Origin of the sequence: Tessaracoccus lubricantis, from assembly GCF_039544535.1 — a bacterium.
GTDB lineage: Bacteria > Actinomycetota > Actinomycetes > Propionibacteriales > Propionibacteriaceae > Arachnia > Arachnia lubricantis.
Map to the genome: position 1 here is coordinate 131795 of NZ_BAABLV010000008.1, position 19800 is coordinate 151594.

Annotated in this window: 13 protein-coding genes; 7 read left to right on the forward strand and 6 right to left on the reverse strand. The window is 65.7% G+C overall.

From position 1 onward, the window contains the following. Positions 1-96 precede the first annotated feature (96 nt). From ABEA30_RS02570 to ABEA30_RS02580, 3 genes are all read left to right on the forward strand, one after another. Positions 97-540, forward strand: coding sequence for a VOC family protein (locus ABEA30_RS02570; RefSeq protein WP_345578514.1), 444 nt, complete (start codon positions 97-99; stop codon positions 538-540). 102 nt (positions 541-642) lie between these two features. After that, the gene (locus ABEA30_RS02575; protein ID WP_345578517.1) at positions 643-858 is read left to right on the forward strand and encodes a hypothetical protein; all 216 of its coding nucleotides are present in this window, start codon (positions 643-645) and stop codon (positions 856-858) included. Between the two features lie 48 nt (positions 859-906). Continuing rightward, positions 907-4302, forward strand: a complete 3396-nt coding sequence (locus tag ABEA30_RS02580; RefSeq protein WP_345578521.1) for a helicase-related protein — start codon at positions 907-909, stop codon at positions 4300-4302. Here the strand turns inward: ABEA30_RS02580 and ABEA30_RS02585 are convergent. Together ABEA30_RS02585 and ABEA30_RS02590 are read right to left on the reverse strand one after the other, a co-directional pair. Further along, positions 4286-5476, reverse strand: a complete 1191-nt coding sequence (locus ABEA30_RS02585; RefSeq protein WP_345578524.1) for an HNH endonuclease signature motif containing protein — start codon at positions 5474-5476, stop codon at positions 4286-4288. The two genes, ABEA30_RS02580 and ABEA30_RS02585, sit on opposite strands and share 17 nt — an antisense overlap. Positions 5477-5526: 50 nt before the next feature. Continuing rightward, positions 5527-7863 carry a hypothetical protein gene (locus tag ABEA30_RS02590; protein WP_345578527.1) on the reverse strand — a complete coding sequence of 779 codons (2337 nt, stop codon included), beginning with the start codon at positions 7861-7863 and terminating at the stop codon, positions 5527-5529. A 305-nt stretch (positions 7864-8168) separates the two neighbouring features. On the opposite strand from ABEA30_RS02590, the gene ABEA30_RS02595 reads away from it, so the two are divergent. After that, complete coding sequence (locus tag ABEA30_RS02595; RefSeq protein WP_345578530.1) at positions 8169-10958, forward strand: DUF1156 domain-containing protein; 2790 nt, start codon at positions 8169-8171, stop codon at positions 10956-10958. Positions 10959-10960: 2 nt separating this feature from the next. Here ABEA30_RS02595 and ABEA30_RS02600 read toward each other — a convergent pair whose 3' ends face one another. After that, positions 10961-12058 carry a Fic family protein gene (locus ABEA30_RS02600; protein WP_345578532.1) on the reverse strand — a complete coding sequence of 366 codons (1098 nt, stop codon included), beginning with the start codon at positions 12056-12058 and terminating at the stop codon, positions 10961-10963. Between the two features lie 136 nt (positions 12059-12194). Between ABEA30_RS02600 and ABEA30_RS02605 the strand changes: the two genes are divergently transcribed. Both ABEA30_RS02605 and ABEA30_RS02610 read left to right on the forward strand, forming a co-directional pair. Then, the gene (locus ABEA30_RS02605) at positions 12195-15524 is read left to right on the forward strand and encodes a DUF499 domain-containing protein (RefSeq protein ID WP_345578535.1); all 3330 of its coding nucleotides are present in this window, start codon (positions 12195-12197) and stop codon (positions 15522-15524) included. 22 nt (positions 15525-15546) lie between these two features. Beyond that, positions 15547-15981 carry a DUF3151 domain-containing protein gene (locus ABEA30_RS02610; protein WP_345578538.1) on the forward strand — a complete coding sequence of 145 codons (435 nt, stop codon included), beginning with the start codon at positions 15547-15549 and terminating at the stop codon, positions 15979-15981. Here the strand turns inward: ABEA30_RS02610 and dhaM are convergent. From dhaM to dhaK, 3 genes are read right to left on the reverse strand one after another with little or no spacing between them, the layout of a single operon-like run. Beyond that, a complete protein-coding gene (dhaM, locus tag ABEA30_RS02615; protein WP_345578541.1) occupies positions 15968-16684 on the reverse strand; it encodes a dihydroxyacetone kinase phosphoryl donor subunit DhaM in 717 nt (238 codons plus the stop codon). The two genes, ABEA30_RS02610 and dhaM, sit on opposite strands and share 14 nt — an antisense overlap. Continuing rightward, on the reverse strand, positions 16684-17319 hold the full coding sequence (gene dhaL, locus ABEA30_RS02620; RefSeq protein WP_345578544.1) for a dihydroxyacetone kinase subunit DhaL: 636 nt from the start codon (positions 17317-17319) through the stop codon (positions 16684-16686). Before dhaL ends, dhaM begins: the two co-directional genes overlap by 1 nt. Continuing rightward, the gene (gene dhaK / locus ABEA30_RS02625) at positions 17316-18311 is read right to left on the reverse strand and encodes a dihydroxyacetone kinase subunit DhaK (protein ID WP_345578547.1); all 996 of its coding nucleotides are present in this window, start codon (positions 18309-18311) and stop codon (positions 17316-17318) included. The genes dhaL and dhaK overlap by 4 nt, the downstream gene beginning before the upstream one ends. 205 nt (positions 18312-18516) lie before the next feature. On the opposite strand from dhaK, the gene ABEA30_RS02630 reads away from it, so the two are divergent. Further along, positions 18517-19800, forward strand: a complete 1284-nt coding sequence (locus tag ABEA30_RS02630; RefSeq protein WP_345578550.1) for an adenylosuccinate synthase — start codon at positions 18517-18519, stop codon at positions 19798-19800.

Genomic DNA, 19800 nt, shown 5'->3' on the forward strand with positions numbered 1-19800 from the left:
CTGGGGGCCTCAGAAAAAGTGCGCACGCTCGCGGGACCGGGGTCGATGGCGCCGTTCCGGCCCTGCGTGGCCCCCCGCGGGCGCAGACTTGGGTGCATGAGCGGACCACTCGATTTCCAGGTGACCTTCGACTGCGCCGACCCCGAGGGGCTGGGGGAGTTCTGGTGTGCGGTGCTCGGCTACGAGCGCGAGAAGCCGCCCGATTTCGACACCTGGGAGGAGCAGCTCGTCGCCTGGCGCGTGCCCGAGGAACTGTGGAACTCCCGCAATGCGATCGTCGACCCGGAGGGCAGGCGGCCGCGCATCTTCTTCCAGCAGGTGCCAGAGGGCAAGGTGGCCAAGAACCGCCTGCACCTCGACGTGCGGGCCGCGCCCGGGAAGACCGGTGACGAGCGGATGGCCGCCCTGAAGGAAGAGGCTGAGCGCCTCGTGGGCCTCGGTGCCACGCAGTTGCGGGTGGTGGACCCCGCCCCCGACAACGGTGAGGCCGGCTGGATCGTCATGCAGGACCCGGAGGGCAACGAGTTCTGCCTCGACTGACATCCGTCGTGGCCGGGAGGCGACCTGGCCCCATGGTCTGAGCCGCGCATCGGGGGTAGGCTGGGGGTGTCAGTGAGGAACGCATCCGTAAGGGGAAATGAGATGACCACTCACACCATGCCGGCCATGACCACCGTCAGCGGAGGCGCACTGCGCACCGGCGAGGTGGGTACCACCGTCGCCGAGTCGCTGCGCGCGGCAGGGGCCGCCGTCGCCCGGCGTGTGCGGGCCCGCTGGCATGACCCGCTGGGGATGGGCGCCTCGATCGCAGCGGCGCTGGACGACGCGTTCGCCCGCTTCTCGGCCGAACAACGCTGAGGTCGGATATCGCGACACCACCCGGCCGGATGTGCCACGATCGGGGCCATGGACCTGGGCGACATCAAGCAGGGGCAACTGATTCACGGCGTCGTGCCGGGCCAGTGGGTGAAGGTACTAGGCGCTCTTCCGCAGGGAGAGACTGCTGTGCACCTTGCGTACCAGACGCAGGGTGGGGCGTACGGCGGACAACTCGTGTTGGCCGCGCAGGCAGAGGGCTTTGCGCTGGCGGGTGCGGATCGCAGGCTTTTCGATGCAGACCCAGCGGACTTCAGGATTGCGGCCGAGGCCATGCGGATCCGCGATGCCGCGAAGTATGACCCCTTCCTTTCCGTCTCGACGAGCGACGTACGGCCCCTGCCTCACCAGCTCAAGGCCGTCTATGAGGAGTTGCTGCCGCGGGTGCCGCTGCGGTTCTTGCTGGCCGACGACCCTGGGGCGGGCAAGACGATCATGGCCGGCCTCTACATCAAGCAGCTCATGCTGCGCGATGACGTGCGACGTTGCCTCATCGTGGCACCGGGCGGCCTGGTGGAGCAGTGGCAAGACGAGCTGCAGTTCAAGTTCGGCCTTGAGTTCTCCATCCTCACGAATGAAGCCATTCAGGCCAGTCTGGGATCCATCTTCGACAAGGAGCCTCGGCTCATCGCACGGATGGACCATCTGGCCCGCAACGAGGAGTTGCTGGGGACGCTTGGGGAGAGTCACTGGGACCTGGTGGTCGTTGACGAGGCGCACCGCATGGGCGCGCACTACTTCGGCAAGGAAGCGAAGAAGACCAAGCGCTTCCAATTGGGGGAGACCCTGCGGGACCGAACCCGCCACTTCCTGCTGATGACCGCCACCCCCCATGCAGGCAAGGAAGAGGACTTCCAGCTCTTCCTCACACTGCTGGACCGAGACACCTTCGCCGGCCGGCCCCGCGAGGGAGTGACTCGTTCCAATCCGAAGGCGTTCATGCGCCGGATGGTCAAGGAAGACCTGCTGACGTTGGAGGGTCGGGCATTGTTCCCGCCGCGTGTGGCCACCACGATCAACTACGAGCTCACGCACGAGGAGCAGTACCTGTACGAGCGGGTGTCCGACTACGTGAGGACGGAGATGAACCGCGCGGACAAGCTCGACGGAAAGCGCAAGAACACCGTCGGATTCGCTCTCACAGTGCTGCAGCGCAGGCTGGCCTCCAGCCCGGAGGCCATCCTCCAGTCCTTGACCCGGCGGTCGGCGAGGCTGGCGAAGCGGCGCGACGACGTCATCAATGGCGTGGCGCTGGTGGAACCGGACGCCACAGGGCTCGACGGCGACGAGGAGGAATTCCCTTCCGACGCCTACGAGGAGGCCGTTGAAGAGGTGGTGGACTCGGCCACGAGTGCTCGCACGGTGGCCGAACTTGACGCCGAACTCGCCTCGCTGGCCGAGCTGACGGATCTCGCGCGCAAGCTGCGGATGAGCGGGCGCGACATCAAGTGGCAGGAACTCAGCCGTGTGATCCAAGCAGAGGTGCTGGCCGACGGGTCCCGCAAGCTCATCGTCTTCACGGAGCACCGCGACACCTTGGAATACCTGCGGCACCGCATCAGCGCGTTGCTTGCACGCCCCGAATCCGTGGTGGCCATCCATGGCGGGGTCAACCGCAAGGAGCGCCGCAGGATCACGGCCGAGTTCACGCACAACGACGAGGTGCAGTTTCTGATCGCCACGGACGCGGCAGGCGAGGGACTCAACCTGCAGGCCGCGCACCTCATGGTCAACTATGACCTGCCATGGAACCCCAACCGGATCGAACAGCGCTTCGGCCGCGTCCACCGGATCGGGCAGCAGGAGGTGTGTCAACTGTGGAACCTGGTGGCCACGAGCACGCGTGAGGGTGATGTCTACGCCACCCTGCTGAACAAGCTCGAGGAGATGCGGCGCGCCTATGGGGGCAAGGTCTTCGATGTGCTGGGTGAGGCCTTTTCCGCTGGCGAGTCGCTCAAGGACCTCCTCATGGAGGCCATCCGCAAGGGAGATGACCCGGCTGTCCGGGCCCGCATGCTGCAGGTGATCGACCATCAGGCCGGTGCTGGGCTCAAGGAGCTGATCGAACGCAACGACCTCGATGGTGACACGATCAGCGCCTCCGATGTGGAGGAACTGCGGCGCCAGATGGACGAGGCCTACGCCCGCAGGTTGGCCCCGCACTTCATCGAGGCCGCCTTCGCAGAGGCCTTCACCCGTCAGGGCGGGCGCTGGGCGCGCAGGGAAGCGAAGCGGTTTGAGATCGGCAACGTGCCGGCCGTCTTCAGACAGGATGGCCGCCCTGTGGCGACGCGCTATCAGCGGGTCACGTTCGAACCGGCGGCTGTTGAGGGCGACGCGCACCAACCCCGCGCTGAGCTGCTCGCGCCCGGCCACGCGCTGCACGACGGCGTGCTGGAGCAGGCGCTGATCCGGTGGGGATCGGCGCTGGAGAAGGGCGCAGTCTTCAGCAGCGAGTTGTTGGTGGAGCCGCACCTGCTGGTGGGGGTGGCGCAGGAGATCGCCGACGGTGCCGGCGAGGTGATCGATCTTCGCTTCGCGCACCTGCTGATCAATCAGGCGGGCGAGGTGTTCGACGCTGGCCCGGCGCCGTACTTGGATCTCGCGCCCGCAACGCCCGAGCAGTTGGTGGCCGCACAAGGGCTCGGCTGGCTGGCAGAGGCCGAGAGCCGGGCAATCGAGCATTGTGTCGAGACACAGCTGCCCGAGCAGTTGGCGCAGTTGGCGCCGCAGCGCGAGGAGCAGATGACCAAGCTGTGGGAGGCGGTGTACCACCGGCTGAACCAAGAGATCCGACGGCTCGGCGAGGAGGCGCTGGTGGCAACCGCACGCGAGGCCCAAGGGATGGATGTCAAGGAATCCTCCGAGTTGCTGACGAAGAAGGCAGAGGAGTTGGCAGCCAGGCTGCGGCAGCGGGAATCGACGATCGCGGCGCAGCGGATGCTGGTGCCCGCGGCGCCGCGGCCGGTGAGCTTCGCCGTCGTGGTGCCCGACGAGGAATGGTCAACAGAGCATGCGAAGGAGACGGAGCGCGTGGAGCGCCGGGCTGTGGAGAAGGTGCTCGCCACTGAGCGCGCGTTGGGCCGCAAGCCCGTGGAGCAGCACCGGCTCAACCCCGGGTTCGACATCCTCAGCCAAGAGGAGGGCGAGTTGCCCCTGCGCATCGAGGTGAAGGGCCGCATCAAGGGCGCGACCGACTTCACCATCACCTTCAACGAGGTGATGACGTCGCTGAACACCCAGCCGAGGTTTCGGCTGGCAATGGTGTCTGTCGACCCGGATGGGCCGGCCGGGGATGAGATCCGTTACGTGGACGACCCGTTCCAGGGCATGGCCTTCGGGGCCTACCACACAGGGAAGATGTCACTACCGTGGAAGGCCACCTGGGCGAAGGGGTACGACCCGTCTCCTAATGGGTTGGGGTGAAGTGCACCGAGTAGGGATCGATGCTCTGGCCGCGGTGGGCGAGTTGCCACTGCGGAGGCGGATACTCCGGCACGGGTGGGGGATTGGACCGGTCCGGGGGTTGGATGTCCCAACCTCCGCGGTTGAGGAACCGGAACTCGCCGGGGCGTTCACCTAGTTCGATGCTGAACTCGTGTCGGTGGTGCGCATCGTGGTGACCGGGGCACAGCGAGATCAGCTCATCGATATTGGTTTCGCCGCCGAAGAGCCAGTGGATGACGTGGTGAACCTCGACGAAGCGTGTGACGGGGCAGCCGGGAAAGCGGCAACCCTTGTCGCGGTCCTCGATGAGACGCCTCGTTCGCAACGGCACGATCCGCTGGGTGCGGCCCACGTTCACAGGGGCGCCATCCGTTTCCCAGACAGGCACCACCTTGCCGTCGCAGGTGAACTGCTCAAGGAGATGTTGCGGGATCGCGCCCTTCTTCTCGAGCCATCCGTTGCCATCGGTGCCGAGGTGCATCATGATGCGGTACCTGTCCTGCCTCGACTCGGATTCGACGCTGGTGAGTGAGCGGTTGCACACCTCCAAGAACCCGTCGTAGAGGGTGGCGTCCTTGTCTCCGCGGGCGAACAGGGAATCCTTGGCCTCGCGGATGGCGGTCTCAATTAATTCGCCGTCGATGAGGTTGGTTTCCACGTGCAGCGTGTATTTGCCGTTGTAGGTGGTGCTGTAGGACCGGAAGCGAGGTTTCCTTGGCGCGGGCTGCTGCTCGGGCCGCGGCCGCTTACGCCCTTGATCATCGAAGACGTACTTGGACAGGGTGCGGCGCAGTTGTATCACCGTGGTGAACTCGGCCATGCGGGTCACGGACGCCACGTACTCATCAGGGGTGTGGATGGCGATCACGGCTGCCTGATCCAGTGAGAGCCTGCCCTGCCGCATCATCTCAACTGTGGGCTGCAGCTCGCTGAACCGCTGGGCGATCTTGACCACGCTGCTGGCTTGGGCCGGGGCGAGGCAGAAGTACACTTGGAGCCAGTGTTCGGGGGAGCGGATACCGTCTGCGGCCCAGTTCTCGTCGGTGAGGAGGCCGACGGCATGCTCAACCAAGGACACTTGGAACTGGGCCAGTTGCCCAGCCAGGGTGGCGGCAGCTTCGATCTGCGCTTGGAACACGCCTGCGGAAACCATGTTCCCAATGTAAACGCACCTTCAGACAATTATCCCGCGGTGGCGTGGCGTCACATGTTGGCGGTCTTCGTGTTGGTCAGGTGCCGCCCCAGATAGCCCACATATATCTTTCCAGTGATACGCGTCGCGTCGTAGAAGTGCATCCGAGGGGAGTTGATGCCGTCTTGGGTGAGCTTGATGTGTGCCTCCATCAGGACTGAGCCTGAGGGGTCGACCTCATCCGGGACCTTGAACCGTCGCTCCTCGCCCCACCGGTTCATGGTCTGGGTGGTTTCGCTCATGGCGACCCGGCTTCGCGTGAGGCTCTCACCTCTCTCCGCCACGAAGTGGTCGAAGCCCTTGTCGTAGCCCTCCTCGGCCTTTGCACGGCAATACCGCTCCATCTCGATGAGGGCGCTCCACGCGATCTTCGGCACAGTTCCGAAATTATCGAATTCGGCGATGTCCAAGGCACAGTCCTGGTCCCACGTGGGTACCACGTACGTGAGGCTTGCGGCCTTGTCCAGCACGGAAAGGATGTCGTCGATCCCGGCAAGGGGGTCCTCGTCCACATAGCCGTAGGCGGCCGCCGCCGCCTCCGTTGCGCTCAACTCCTGGCGCAGGTAGCGAAGCTCCCTGTCCCTCTGCTGAAGTTGCTGGTGCACATCGACCAACTGCGCCTCCAGGGACTCCGTGATCGTCCGTCGGTCCGCCTCCACTTCCAGGAGGATCTCATGATCATCCTGGAGTTGCAGCAACTGCCGCTCCAACTCCTGCGTCATCTCAGCGTTGGCGCCGGGATCTGTCAGGAGTTCGAGTACCTCGTCGACTACGTCGTCCGTCAGCTCCGTCACGTCGAACGTCTGCAATAGCGCGTCGTGGATGAGACGCAAGCGGGAATCGGTGGCGAGACCAACGGGAATCGGTGCGGGCTCTGGCTCCGGAGCGAGTTCGTCCTCGCCGGTGGGCGCGGGAGGAGTGATCGGCGTCGGGGCTGCGGTGTGCCCCCTCCCCGCTGCATCCAGGGCTGGTGTGTCAGCGTCACCATCCAGGAATGGCAGTTCGGGCTGGTCTGCCCTCGTCGCGGGTGGCAGAAGACTTTGGCGGCTGGTGCGACTGGCCCGGTCCATGCGTGCCAGGAGGGCCTGGACTTGGCGCACTTCCTTGGGCACCGGGTGCTGTTGTGTGATGGCACGGGTGGCGCCAACGAGGAGCCGGTCGATCTGCCAGCCCACGCTCTTGGCCAGGCGATCCGTGCTCACGACGCGTTGTTGACGGGCCTCGAGAAGCCCGATCAGCGCGATACCCGGCCGATACGTGCGCAGCGTCCACGGGGTCGCGGCGAACTCGGGAGGCATCACCTCGTTGAACAGTCTCGTGGCTTCCGGATCGAGGATCACGACGTGGGACTGACCCGCGAGCGACTTGGTCCATTGCTGGACTTGCTTCGGGAGATTCGCGCGGGAGCCAGCCGGCAACCATTCGTCAGTGGCCACCACCTGGACTGGCAGGCGTCTGGCCCGGTTGCGGAGCGTGTCAAGCAGGTCCGGCACGCCCTCCGGGCGCACCGTGGTGGGTGAGCTCCGGAGGGAGCGCTCGCCGTCAACGACCTTCAGATGCTTGAGGAGCGCGCTGGCAATCCGGGGCGTACCGCACCGCTGGTTCGAATCGTTGTAGACGTGCAGGAAGGCCCAGGAACCTTGGTTGTCCAGCCGCTCGTCGGCGGTGAGTACCGTCGTGAATATCGGTCCCGCGTCCGTTGCCTCGGTCATCTCGAAATGGAGTGCGTTGGAGCTGACCGACGTGCCGAGGGTGATGGTCCACTCGACGCGGCGACCCCTCGCCTCGCATGTGCCGCCTCCGGACGTAGTCAGGTCGGCCTTGATCTCCTTGCCCAGCAACCACGCGCCCAACTCCTTCAGCGTCGCCGTGAGCAGGGGCCCTTCGACCTCGAAGAACGCCCGGTAGCTGTTGCGGGCCGAGTAACCCTCGGTCTGCACGGGTGCGGCCAGTTGTCGCGGCGTTCTGAGGCGGATTCCACCGCTCGGAGGCTTCGGTTTCGGTCGGGCTGCCTCATGCAAGGCGCCGAGAGCGGTTGTTGTCTTTGGACCTGCCGGATTGAGGAGGCCGCTGTCCTTCGGCGTCTCGTAGTCATCCAGTTCCCGGACGAGCCGCTGGATGAACCGCCCCCTCGGAAGGTAGCTCAGTGTCGTCTTGTGATTCTGCGTCGCTTCGGGGTCAACCGGCCAGAAGATGACTGACGTGGTGCGGCTGACGCCGATCTGGAGAAGGTTCGACAGGCGTGGCGCCAAGACGGGGTCCAGCCTCACCAGATGGGCGCGCTCACCCACTGCCTCAAGTAGGTCGGTGATCTTGGGCGTGAGTCCTGATCCGACAGGCAGGAGCACGACCGGGCGCTTGCGCCGTGTGGAGTTCAGGAAGGACTCGAATGGCGTGCAATCTCCTGGAGCTGACACCCAGGGAGCTTCACCCAGGGGGAACTGAGGCCATGGATCTGTCATTGGAATCACTCCCGGAGGGCTTGTCGAAGATCAATGTGGTGGAGGCTAGCGGAGGGCTCTGACAGAGTGCTGCGGGACCGAGAGGTGAGCAAGCCAGATGGCCCGTGCATGTCCGTCGCACGGGAATCCTCCAGAGTGGGACGCGCGGACGTGTTCTGGCTAGGCTGAGTTCGTTTGTCGAGGAGGCGAAAATGAAGCGCAAGCTCATCGAGGTGTCGCTGCCGCTGGAGAAGATCAATGCGGAATCTGCGCGGGAGAAGTCCATCAGGCACGGTCACCCGTCTACGCTGCATCTGTGGTGGGCCCGGCGGCCCTTGGCGACCGCGAGGGCAGTGCTGTTCGCCCAACTCGTCGACGACCCCTCGGCCCACCCTGAGCAATTCCCGACCGACGAAGCGCAGGCCGAGGAGCGCGCCCGGCTCCACAAGATCATCGAAGACATGGTGGTGTGGGAGAACGTGCGCAACGAGGAGGTCATGAACCGTGCCCGGGCCGAGATCCTGCGCAGCACCGATGGCAACCCGCCGCCGATTCTCGACCCCTTCGCAGGTGGCGGCACCATCCCGCTCGAAGCCCAGCGGCTTGGGCTTGAGGCCCACGCCTCGGATCTCAACCCAGTGGCCGTCCTCATCAACAAGGCCCTCATCGAGATCCCACCGAAGTTCCGCGACTGGAGCCCTGTGTTCCCCGGACAGGCCAGCACCCGGAGCCAGTGGCAGGGGGCTGAGGGCCTCGCCGACGACGTGCGCAGTTACGGTGCCTGGATGCGCGACGAGGCCTTCAAGCGCATCGGGCATCACTATCCCAAGGCCACGCTGCCCGATAGGACCCCCGCCAACGTGATCGCCTGGATCTGGGCCCGCACCGTCACCTGCCCCAACCCCGCGTGCGGGATCGAGATGCCGCTCGTGCGGAGCTGGTGGCTGGGTAAGAAGAAGGGCAAAGAGGCCTACGTGGTGCCATCGGTCATTGACGATCTGACGCATCCCAGCGGCAAGCGGGTGGAGTTCGACATCGGGCACGACGTGAGTGTGGCGCCGGCCAAGGGAAGCGACGGGACTGTGGCTGGGGGAAATGCCACATGCGTGTCGTGTGGGGCATACCTCGCAGCGAAAGACTTGCGCAAGATTGCTCAGTCGGTAGGTCTTGGGGCTGTCCTCATGGCCACTGTTGCGGAGGGCAGTCGGCAGAGGGTTTATCTGGCCCCGATTCCGGAACACTCCGTGAAAGCGGAAGTCCCAAGGCCCACGGATGTGCCCGTGCAACTTGTCCCCACGCCGAACCATGATGTGGATCGCCTCCCCATGTACGGCATGCCCACATGGGCGGATGCATTCACGAATCGGCAGTTGGTGGCGTTGACCACGTTCAGCGACCTTGTGGCCGAGGCGCGGGTGAAGGTGCTCACCGATGCACTCGCCGCTGGGCTTGAGCCGGGGGAGCGGCTCGATGGTGCGGAGCCCGGGGATGTGGCTGGCGCCGAGGCCTACGCCGATGCCGTGGCGACGTATCTTGGGCTCGGGGTGAGCCGGCTGGCTGATATCGCGTGCTCGTTGGCTCGGTGGGAGAATACGCGAGAGCAGATTCGTAACCTGTTCGCTAGACAGGCAATTCCCATGGTCTGGGACTATGCCGAGACGACCCCATTCGGCAAGGCGGCGGGATCTTACGAGGTGAGTCTCGGCAATCTGGCCAAGGCGATTGTCGATGCAGGTGGGCCGGTTGGTAGGGCTGCTCAGAGTTCAGCGACAGATGCGGAGTTCGATGGAGTCCTCTCAACGGACCCTCCCTACTACGACAACATCGGCTATTCCGACCTCTCAGACTTCTTCTACGTATGGCAGCGGCGCACCCTGCAGACCATCCACCCCTCGATCTTCAGGACCTTGCTGGTGCCGAAGGCCGAAGAGCTGGTTGCTAACCAGTACCGCCATGGCGGGAGAGAACAGGCGAAGGAGTTCTTTGAGTCTGGCTTCCGTGACGTGTTCACGACCGCACGGAGGGCGGCTTCGACTGAGTACCCGATCAGTGTCTACTACGCATTCAAGCAGGCGGAGTCTTCGGTTGAGGGCGAGTCGTCTTCGGGCTGGGAGACCCTCCTTGAAGGAATGATCGGCTCTGGTTGGTCGATCACCGCTACGTGGCCTGTACGGTCAGAACTCAGTAACCGGATGCTTGGCCAAGGCACCAATGCGTTGGCGTCCTCCATCGTGTTGTCGCTGCGGCCCCGGCCAGAAGACGCGCCCGCCACGGATCGCCGCGGGTTCCTGAGCGCCTTGAGGTCCGAACTGCCCGATGCGCTGCGCAAGCTGCAGCAGGGGCTCATCGCCCCCGTTGATCTTCCGCAGGCTGCGATCGGGCCAGGCATGGCGGTGTTCTCTCGCTACTCCAGGGTCCTGGAACCTGACGGCTCCAGCATGAGCGTGCGCGCCGCGCTGGCGCGGATCAACGAGATCCTCGATGAAGTGCTCGCCGAGCAGGAGGGCGACTTCGACAAGACCACCCGTTTCGCGCTCGTCTGGTACCGCCAGCATGGCTACTCGGTGGGGAAGTACGGCGACGCCGACAACGTCGCACGGGCGCGCAACGTCGCCGTCGACACTCTCGACAGGGCGGGCATCCTGACCAGTCGTGCGAACAAAGTCCAGCTCCTCTCGCCGCAGCACCTATCGGCTGACTACGACGTGGCGCTTGACCCGCGCGTGTCGGTCTGGGAAGTGGCGCACCATGCCATCCGACTGCTGACCACGGAAGGTGCCGGCGCAACCAACGCGCTTTTGCAGGCGGCCGCAGGGCGCACCCATGAGCCTGTGGAGCAGGACGCGGTCAAGGAGTTGGCCTTCCTACTGTTCAACATCGCGGAGAAGAACGGCTGGACGAAGGACGCGCTCGGCTTCAACCAGCTGGCCACCAGTTGGGCCGATATCAGGGATGCCCGCCCGGTGTGGCCTGCCGCAGCCCAGGATCAGCTAGGTTTCTAGCCTCACTGGGCAACCAGCCCCTGCCCGAAGAGGTCCTGCACGAGCGCGGTGTTGATGAAGAGAACGCTGCGGCCCATCTTCTCCCTGCGGATGAGCCCGTCTTCCGCCAAGAGTTGTAGCCACTTGGACGCAGTCACCCGCTGGGCCAGCCCTGCGTTGACCACGTCGTCGATCCGTGCGTATGGCTGGCTAGTGAGGATTCGCGCCAACTCTGCAGCATGCATTTTGGGGTGCGTGGCTCGAATGGTGTGCTCCAAGAGGTCACGATGCTCGAGAACCTTGTCGATCAGCTGAAGGGCGGAGCGAGCCGACTCGGCGACAGCGGTTGCGATAAAGATGACCCAGTCCTCCCACCGTCCCTCCGCCGTCACCGCCTTGAGCAGGCTGTAGTACTCGTCCTTGTGGCGGACGAGGTAGCCGGACATGTAGAGCACAGGCAAGCTCAGCAGTCCGTACTGTTGAAGGCACAGCAGGTTGAGGATGCGACCAGTGCGGCCATTACCGTCGTAGAAGGGGTGGATGGCCTCGAACTGGTAGTGCTGCAAGGCCATCGCGATCAGTGGGTCGAGGTCGCCGTGGTCGTGGATGAACGACTCCCAGGAGAAGAGCTTCTCTGCGATGAGATCATGGCCTTCGGGTGGGGTGTAGACGCGCAGTTGAGTCATCGGGTTTCCGATATAGGTCCCGGATGTGTTGCGGATCTGAGCGTCGGATCCGTGGAGCATGCTGCAGACTGCCTTCGCCGTCTGTGTCGTCAGCGGCCGCTCCTTCACCAGCTCAAAGCCCACTCGCAGCGCCTCCCGGTAGCGCAGCGCTTCCTTGATGGCTGGAGTCACGTCTTCCAGGGCCCCGCTCGCGGCTCGGAACAGCTCATCATTGGTTGTGACGATGTTCTCGATCTGGCTGGAGGCCTGCGCTTCGATGAGCGGAGTGAGGTTGATCAGTAGGGTTGGATCAGGCATTCGCCGGCAGGCCATGTTGAGTGACGCGAGTTCACGGCTGGCATCCACCACGGCTTTCAGTACAGCTTTCGTTTCCAACTCGGTGTCTGGCGGCAAGTCGGGCAACTGCTGGTAGGGGAGGGCCGGATCGTAGTTCATGTGCACAGCGTAGACAGATGAAGTCAGATATGTTCAAGATTTTGTCGAAATTGAACATGTCGCCGGGAAGTGTTTACGCCATGAACATTCGGTCCGTCGTTGACCGGTCGCCGTCAGAGCTGTCTAGTAGCGTGCGGTGCAGCGTGAGAAAGAGGACACTGTGGCGCTGAGCAATCGTGAGCTGATCGGGCGGCTGATCGAGGAGTTGGGGCAACCTCTCAACGATTATCTCAGCGCAGTGCTGGGGCCGCGCTGGATCGAGATCGTGCGCACCAACGAGGTGCAAGCCGGGATTGGCGGCGCGGGCAAGGCCTACAACCCGCTCGATCCGCAGGAGCAGCTCAAAGTGATCGGCATGCGGCAGCGTGAGATCTCGCGCCAGAGCGGGCACGGCGTCGTCTCCTATGCCTCCGAGCTGCGTGCGGTGCGCAATGACTGGGCGCACATGAACTCGGTCAGCACGCCCAACGCGCTGCGCGCGCTCGACACGGGTGCTCGCCTCTTGGCCGACATCGGAGCCAAGGCCGCGGCAGAGCGGGTGCGCCGCTACCACGACGATCTCAACCGCCGCGCGGTGCAGAGCGCAGATCAGAAGGTGCTCGCCCAGGAGGCCAACATCCCCGCCTCCCAGGGTCTCAAGCCTTGGCGGGAGGTGCTGCGCCCCCATGAGGACGTGGCCTCCGGGCGCTTCCGTTCCTCGGAGTTTGCCGCTGATCTGTACAAGGTGGCCAAGGAACCCGCTGCGGTGCCGGATTACTCAGATCCGGCGAAGTTCTTCGCCCGCACCTACCTCACCGAAGGTCTCAGAGACCTCATCGGGCGCGCAGTCGGGCGGCTCTCAGGCGACGCCAACGCCTCGCCGGTGATCAACCTGCAGACCAACTTCGGCGGAGGCAAGACCCACTCGATGCTGGCGCTGTGGCATCTGGCTGCTGGGGAGAGCCTCGACGTGTTCCCGCAGGAGCTGCAGGAACTCCTCACGTCCTCCGGATACGTCAAGGACGGTGAGGTGCTCAAGGCGAGGCGTGCCGCTCTGGTGGGCCAGCACATCGCACCCCAGCAACCGTCCATCAAGGAAGACGGGACCCAAGTCAACACGCTGTGGGGAGAGCTGGCTTGGCAGCTGGGAGGGCGCGAGGCCTTCGAGTTGGTGGCCGCAGCGGATGCCTCAGGTACAAGCCCGGGGGAGGGGCTGCACACCCTGTTGGCACGGTACTCACCGTGCGTGATCCTCGTGGACGAATGGGTGGCGTATGCGCGCCAGCTCTTCGGCAAGGAAGACCTGGTGGGCGGCACCTTCGACACGCAGTTCACCTTCGCGCAGCAGCTCACGGAGGTGGCGAAGTCAACACCCGGAGTGATGCTTGCCATCTCCATCCCCGCCTCCCACGACGGTGATGACCGTGAGTCCGGCCACAACGAGGAAGTGGGCGGCCGGCACGGGCAGGAGGCGCTGAAGCGGCTCCAGAACGTGGTGCGCCGAGTGGCAGATCAGTGGCGGCCCGCCTCGGCCGAGGAGTCGTACCACATCGTGCGGCAGCGACTCTTCGAACAGCCCGACGCCAACTCCCAAGCCACGATCAACGCCACGGCACGGGCCTTCGTCGAGTTCTACACCCGGCACGGAGCCGAGTTCCCCAAGGAAGCCCGCGACATGCGCTACGAGGAGCGCATCCGGCAGACCTACCCCATCCACCCTGAGGTCTTCGACAGGCTCTATGAGGACTGGTCGGCGCTCGAGCGGTTCCAGCGCACTCGTGGCGTGCTGCGTCTCATGAACGCCGTCATCCACGCCCTGTGGGCCAGCGGTGATCAGTCACCGATGATCCTTCCCGGCTCGGTGCCGCTGTACGACAACAACGTCAACTCCGAACTGACCCAATACTTGTCCGATTCCTGGAAAGCCGTGATTGATGCCGACGTCGATGGTGAGGGCTCCCAGCCGTGGAAGATCGACTCCGAGAAGCCGCTGTTGGGCCAGCGCCAGCTCACCAAACGGCTCGCCCGAACAGTGTTCTTCGGTGCTGCCCCAACGCATGGCACTGCCCAGAAGGGCTTGGAGGCCCAGCGGGTGTTCCTCGGTGTGGCGACCCCGGGTGACACGCCGGGCAACTTTCACTCGGCGATGTGCAACCTGGCTGACCGAGCCACCTACTTCTACTCGGCCAACGGCCGGTATTGGTACGACCTGCAAGCAAACATCACACGGCGTGCCAAAGACCAAGCCGAGCGGCTTCACCCCGAAGACGTGTGGGCCGAGATCGTCCGGAGGCTCACCCTCACCGAGCGGGCCACGGGCGCCGTGGCACGCGTCCACGTATGCCCCGAGGACTCCTCAGACGTGCTGGATACCGACGAAGCTCGGCTCGTGATCCTGCACCCCAAGGTGACGCACACCAAGAACTCCAAGGGCTCCGACGCGATGGAGGCCGCTCAGAAGATCACGACCAGCCACGGGTCTGGCATGAGAACCTATCGCAACATGTTGGTCTACCTGGCTGCTGATGCAGGCAGCATGGAGAACCTTGACGCTGGCGTCCGGGACTTCCTCGGCTGGAGCTACGTACTCGACCATGCAGCAGATCTCGATCTCACCCACAACCAGAAGCAGCAGGCCGACGACAAGCGGCGCGCCGCAGATGCCACGGTGGCAGACAGGCTCCGGCTCACCTACACCTGGGGGCTCATCCCCGAGCAGGCGGACGGCGCTGCCCCCTTCACGATCAGCGAACTCAGGATCGACGGCGCGGCGGCGGCCTCGCTGACCGAACGGCTGGTGAAGAAGCTTGGCACCGAAGACCTGCTGCGCGGCAGCCAGTCTGCCACCGCCGTGCGGATGGTGCTCGACCGCTATCCCCAATTGTGGTCAGATGGGCACGTCAGGGTCGGGGCGCTCTGGGATCTCTACGCCCGCTACCCATATCTCCACAGGCTGCGTGACCAGCAGGTGTTCCTCGACAGTCTCACGGACCTCGCGGAGCTCACGTGGGAAAGCGACGCCTTCGCGCTGGCAGCGGACTACTCGGATGGCCGCTACTCCGGATTGGTGCTCCCGACGGATTCACGCCCGGCCTCCGTGACGTCGAACACCCTCATCGTCAAGCCTCAGCTCGCACTCGAGCAGCGAGCTAACGAACAACGCCCGGCACCCGAACTGATCGGGCCGGGCCCGGTGGTCGGCCCGGGTCCGGACCACACATCTGGCGGCACTGCAGCGGTGCCGGAGAAGGTGCTGCGCCGTTACTTCGGGGCCAAGACCCTCAGCGGATCCAACGCTGCCATGGAGTTTGCGACGCTGAGCCGGGAGGTGCTGGCCCACCTTGTTGGCGACACCAGCACGGAGGTGCGCATCCGGGTGGAGATCGAAGCCGAGAGGCCAGAGGGGTTCGGCGACACGACGGTGCGTACCGTGAGCGAGAATGCCAATGCGCTGAAGTTCGATGACTCGGGTTTCGAGCAGCAATAGTGGCTCTGTGTAGGCTGTCGCCATGAGCGAGACGCACCCCAACCTGATGGCATCCGACGTCGTGGTCCGCCTGCCCGAGGACCCCGCTCTCGCAGCGATCGTCGAGCGCGGCAACGCCGGATTCCTCGACGTGGTGGCGGCGCATCCGGAGAGCTCGCTGTGCTGGGCGCTCCTCGCGGAGACCTGCCTCGCGGAAGACGGGCTGGGCAACGACCTGGCCGCCTACGCGTATGCCCGGACGGGCTACCACCGGGGCCTCGACAACCTGCGGCGCAACGGTTGGAAGGGCAGCGGGCAGATCCCGTGGGAGCACGAACCCAACCGCGGCTTCCTGCGCGCGCTGTGGGCGCTGAGCGTGGCTGCGGGCCGGATCGGCGAAGAGGCGGAGCGTGACCGCTGCGCCCAGTTCCTGCGGGACTCCTCCGAGGAGGCGTACCAGGCGCTCAGCCAGCGCTGAAGTCTGACTCGACCAGCCGCACCAGCGCGTCGACGGCCGCCTGCGCCGCTGCCCCGGTGGCCTCGATGAACAGCGTGTCGCCCATCCGGGCATCCAGCGTGGCCAAGCCGATGCTGCTCGTCGCGGGGACGGGCCCGATGACACCCTTGCTCACCAACACCTGCGCGTCGAACTCGCGCGCCTTCGCCACGAACATCGCGGCGGGGCGGGCGTGGAGCCCGGCGTCGTTCAGGAGCTGCACCTCGGCCCGGGCCTCTGCCTTCCGGTTGGATTCGGGTGCCGCACTGACCTGCTCGGGGGTGCCCAAGTGCGCCAGCTTGGGCCGCATCGCGGCCACGCACTCGGCCTCCACCTCATCGATGGTGCCGCCGCTGGCCACCTTGATCACGCCCGCCATGATGCCCTCGACGAAGGGTGCGGCCAGGACGCGCACGTCGGTCGTGTCGCAGCCGTAGAGCTCGCTGCCCAGCTCCGCGCTCATCACGGCCGAGCCGATGTCGACGAAGACCACCACGCCGTCACCCTGGTCCACCTCGGCGATCGCCGACGACACGGCGGTGGCGTCGGTGCCCAGGCCGCCGTCGATGGTGCCCGCCGCCAACGCGATGGGCGGCGGGTCGTCGTGGACCATCTGCAGGGCCATGTCGACGGCGGCCTCAGCCAGGGGCCGCGAGTGCGACACGACGACGATGCCGACGGCCATCAGGCCTTCACCACGTCGGTGAGCGCGTCCCACAGGTAGGTCGCCGAGGCGGCGCCCGGATCGAGGTGACCTGCGGAGCGCTCGCCGAGGTAGCTCGCGCGGCCCTTGCGGGCGACCATCGGGATGGTCGCGTCACGCCCGGCCGCGGAGGCCTCCTGCGCCGATTCGACGGCGTCGTGCAGCGAGGCGCCCTCGTCGATCGCCGCGTCGAACGCGTCGATCGCCGGCAGGAGCGCGTCGATCATCGTCTTGTCCTCGAGCTCGGTCTTGCCGCGCGCGATGAGGCCCTCGATGCCGGCGCGCAGCGCCTTGCCGAACTCCTCGGGGGTGAGCGTCATGACCTGGCCGGTCGCCATGCCCATCTTCATGAACATCGTGCCGTAGAGCGGCCCGGCCGTCCCGCCGACCGTGCTGACCAGCGTCATGCCCGTCTTCTTCAGCAGGGCGTCGATGCTGTTGGCCTGGTCCAGCGTGGTGACCACGGCCGCGGTGCCACGGGCCATGTTGGCACCGTGGTCCGCGTCGCCGATGGCGGAGTCCAGGTCCGTCAGGTACCGCTTGTTCTCGTCGATGATCGTGGCGAACCGGCGGAGCCACTCCGCGAGGTCGTCCAGGGTCAGTTCGTTGGCGCTCACAGACCCCACCGTAGCCCTGCAGTACGCACGGGTGCGTCCCACAGGCGGATGATTTCGTCATCTGCACGCAGCAGGGTGAGCGAACACCCGGCCATGTCGAGGCTGGTGATGTAGTTGCCCACCAGGTTGCGCTCGACGCGGACGCCCGCCTCGTTGAGGAGCTCGATGACTTCGCCGTACATCAGGTACAGCTCGATCAGCGGGGTCGCGCCCATGCCGTTGAGCATCGCGATGACCGGAGCGCCGGTGAAGTCGAGGTCGTGCAGGATGGGGTCGACGAGCTGCTTGGCGATCGACTTGGCGTCGGCGATGGGCTCGCGGTGGCGGCCCGGCTCGCCGTGGATGCCGATGCCGATCTCCATCTGGTCCTCGGGCAGGTCGAAGGTGGGCTTGCCCGCCGCCGGGACGGTGCACGAGGTGAGCGCCATGCCCATCGAGCGGCCGTTGTCGGCGACGCGCTGCGCGAGCTCCTTCACCTTCGCCAGGTCCTGGCCCTCCTCGGCCGCGGCGCCGACGACCTTCTCCAGCAGCACCGTCGTGCCGACGCCGCGCCGGCCCGCGGTGTAGAGGGAGTCCTGCACAGCCACGTCGTCGGCCACGATGACCGTCTCGACGGTGACCCCGGCGTCGCTGGCCATCTCCGCGGCCATCTCGAAGTTCATGATGTCGCCGGTGTAGTTCTTGACGATGTGCAGCACGCCCGCGCCACCGTCGACGGTGGTGGTGGCCTCGAGCATCTGGTCGGGGGTGGGGGAGGTGAACACCTCGCCGGCGCAGGCCGCGTCGAGCATGCCAAGGCCGACGTACCCGCCGTGCATCGGCTCGTGGCCGGAGCCGCCGCCTGAGATGAGCGCCACCTTGCCCTGGTCCTTCTTCTGGGCGCGGTAGACGATGCGGTTGTCGTGGTCGACACGAACTTCGGGGTCTGAGGCCTCGACGCCCTTCAGAGCATTCCTGACGACGTCGTCGGGGGAGTTGATCAGTTTCTTCATCACGCTACTCCTGCGTCTTTGCGCGGCGCGCGTGCGCGCGTCAGCCCCATTGTTCCATCGAGCGGGGCTCCGTGGGCGGTCTGTGGGCGAACCATGGGGGACGTTTCAGCGCCGTCCGGTGCTCCAGGCCCCTGCGGGGTAGACTGCGGTGGCACGGCCCCAAGCTACGCGCGGGGCCATCTCTATGTACGAAGGGTGTATGCCAATGCCAAGTGTGGTGGTTGTCGGAGCGCAATGGGGCGACGAGGGCAAGGGCAAGGCGACCGACCAGCTCGGTGACCGCGTGGATCTGTGCGTGCGCTATTCCGGCGGCAACAACGCCGGTCACACGCTGGTCGTCGGCGGCGAGAAGTTCATCCTGCACCTGCTCCCGTCGGGCATCCTGAACCCCGGCACGACGACGGTGATCGGCAACGGCGTGGTGGTGGACCTCGACGTGCTGGCCAGCGAGCTGCGGGTCCTGAAGGAGCGCGGCGTCGAGGTGCCCCACCCGTACCTGTCGGCCAACGCCCACATCATCACCGAGTACCACAAGGTGCTCGACAAGGTCACGGAGCGGTTCCTCGGGAAGCGCCGCATCGGCACCACCGGCCGCGGGGTCGGCCCTTGCTACTCCGACAAGGTCAACCGCCTCGGCATCCGCATCCAGGACATCCTCGACGAGTCGATCCTGCGCCAGAAGGTGGAGGCCTCGCTCGACCAGAAGAACCAGCTGCTGGTGAAGGTGTACAACCGCCGCCCGATCATCGCCGACGAGATCGTCGACTCGCTGCTGGCGCACGCCGACACCATCCGCCCCTACATCATCGACTCGGGCCGCTTCATCAACGACGCGCTCGACGAGGGCAAGGTCGTGCTGTTCGAGGGCGCGCAGGCGCACCACCTCGACGTCGACCAGGGCACCTACCCGTACGTGACGTCGTCCAACCCGACGGCGGCCGGCGCCACCACCGGCGGCGGCGTCGGCCCCACGCGCATCGACCGCACGATCGGCATCGCGAAGGCCTACACCACGCGCGTGGGCGAGGGCCCGTTCCCGACGGAGCTGTTCGACGAGGACGGCGAGAAGCTGCGGGAGATCGGCGGCGAGTTCGGCGCGACGACGGGCCGCCCCCGTCGCTGTGGCTGGTTCGACGCGCTGCTGGTGGAGCAGGCCTGCAAGGTCAACGGCTTCACCGACATCTTCCTGACCAAGCTCGACATCCTCAGCGGCTGGGAGAAGATCCCGGTGTGCGTCGCCTACGAGGTCGACGGCGTGCGCCACGACGTCATGCCGATGACGCAGTCGCAGTTCCACCACGCGAAGCCGGTCTACGAGTACCTCGACGGCTGGCACGAGGACATCTCGGGCGCCCGCAGGTTCGAGGACCTGCCCGCCACCTGCCAGGCCTACGTGCGGCGCCTCGAGGAACTCGTCGGCGTGCGCATCAGCGGCATCGGCGTCGGCCCGGGCCGCGAGCAGTCGGTGGCCATCCACGACCTGATCTGA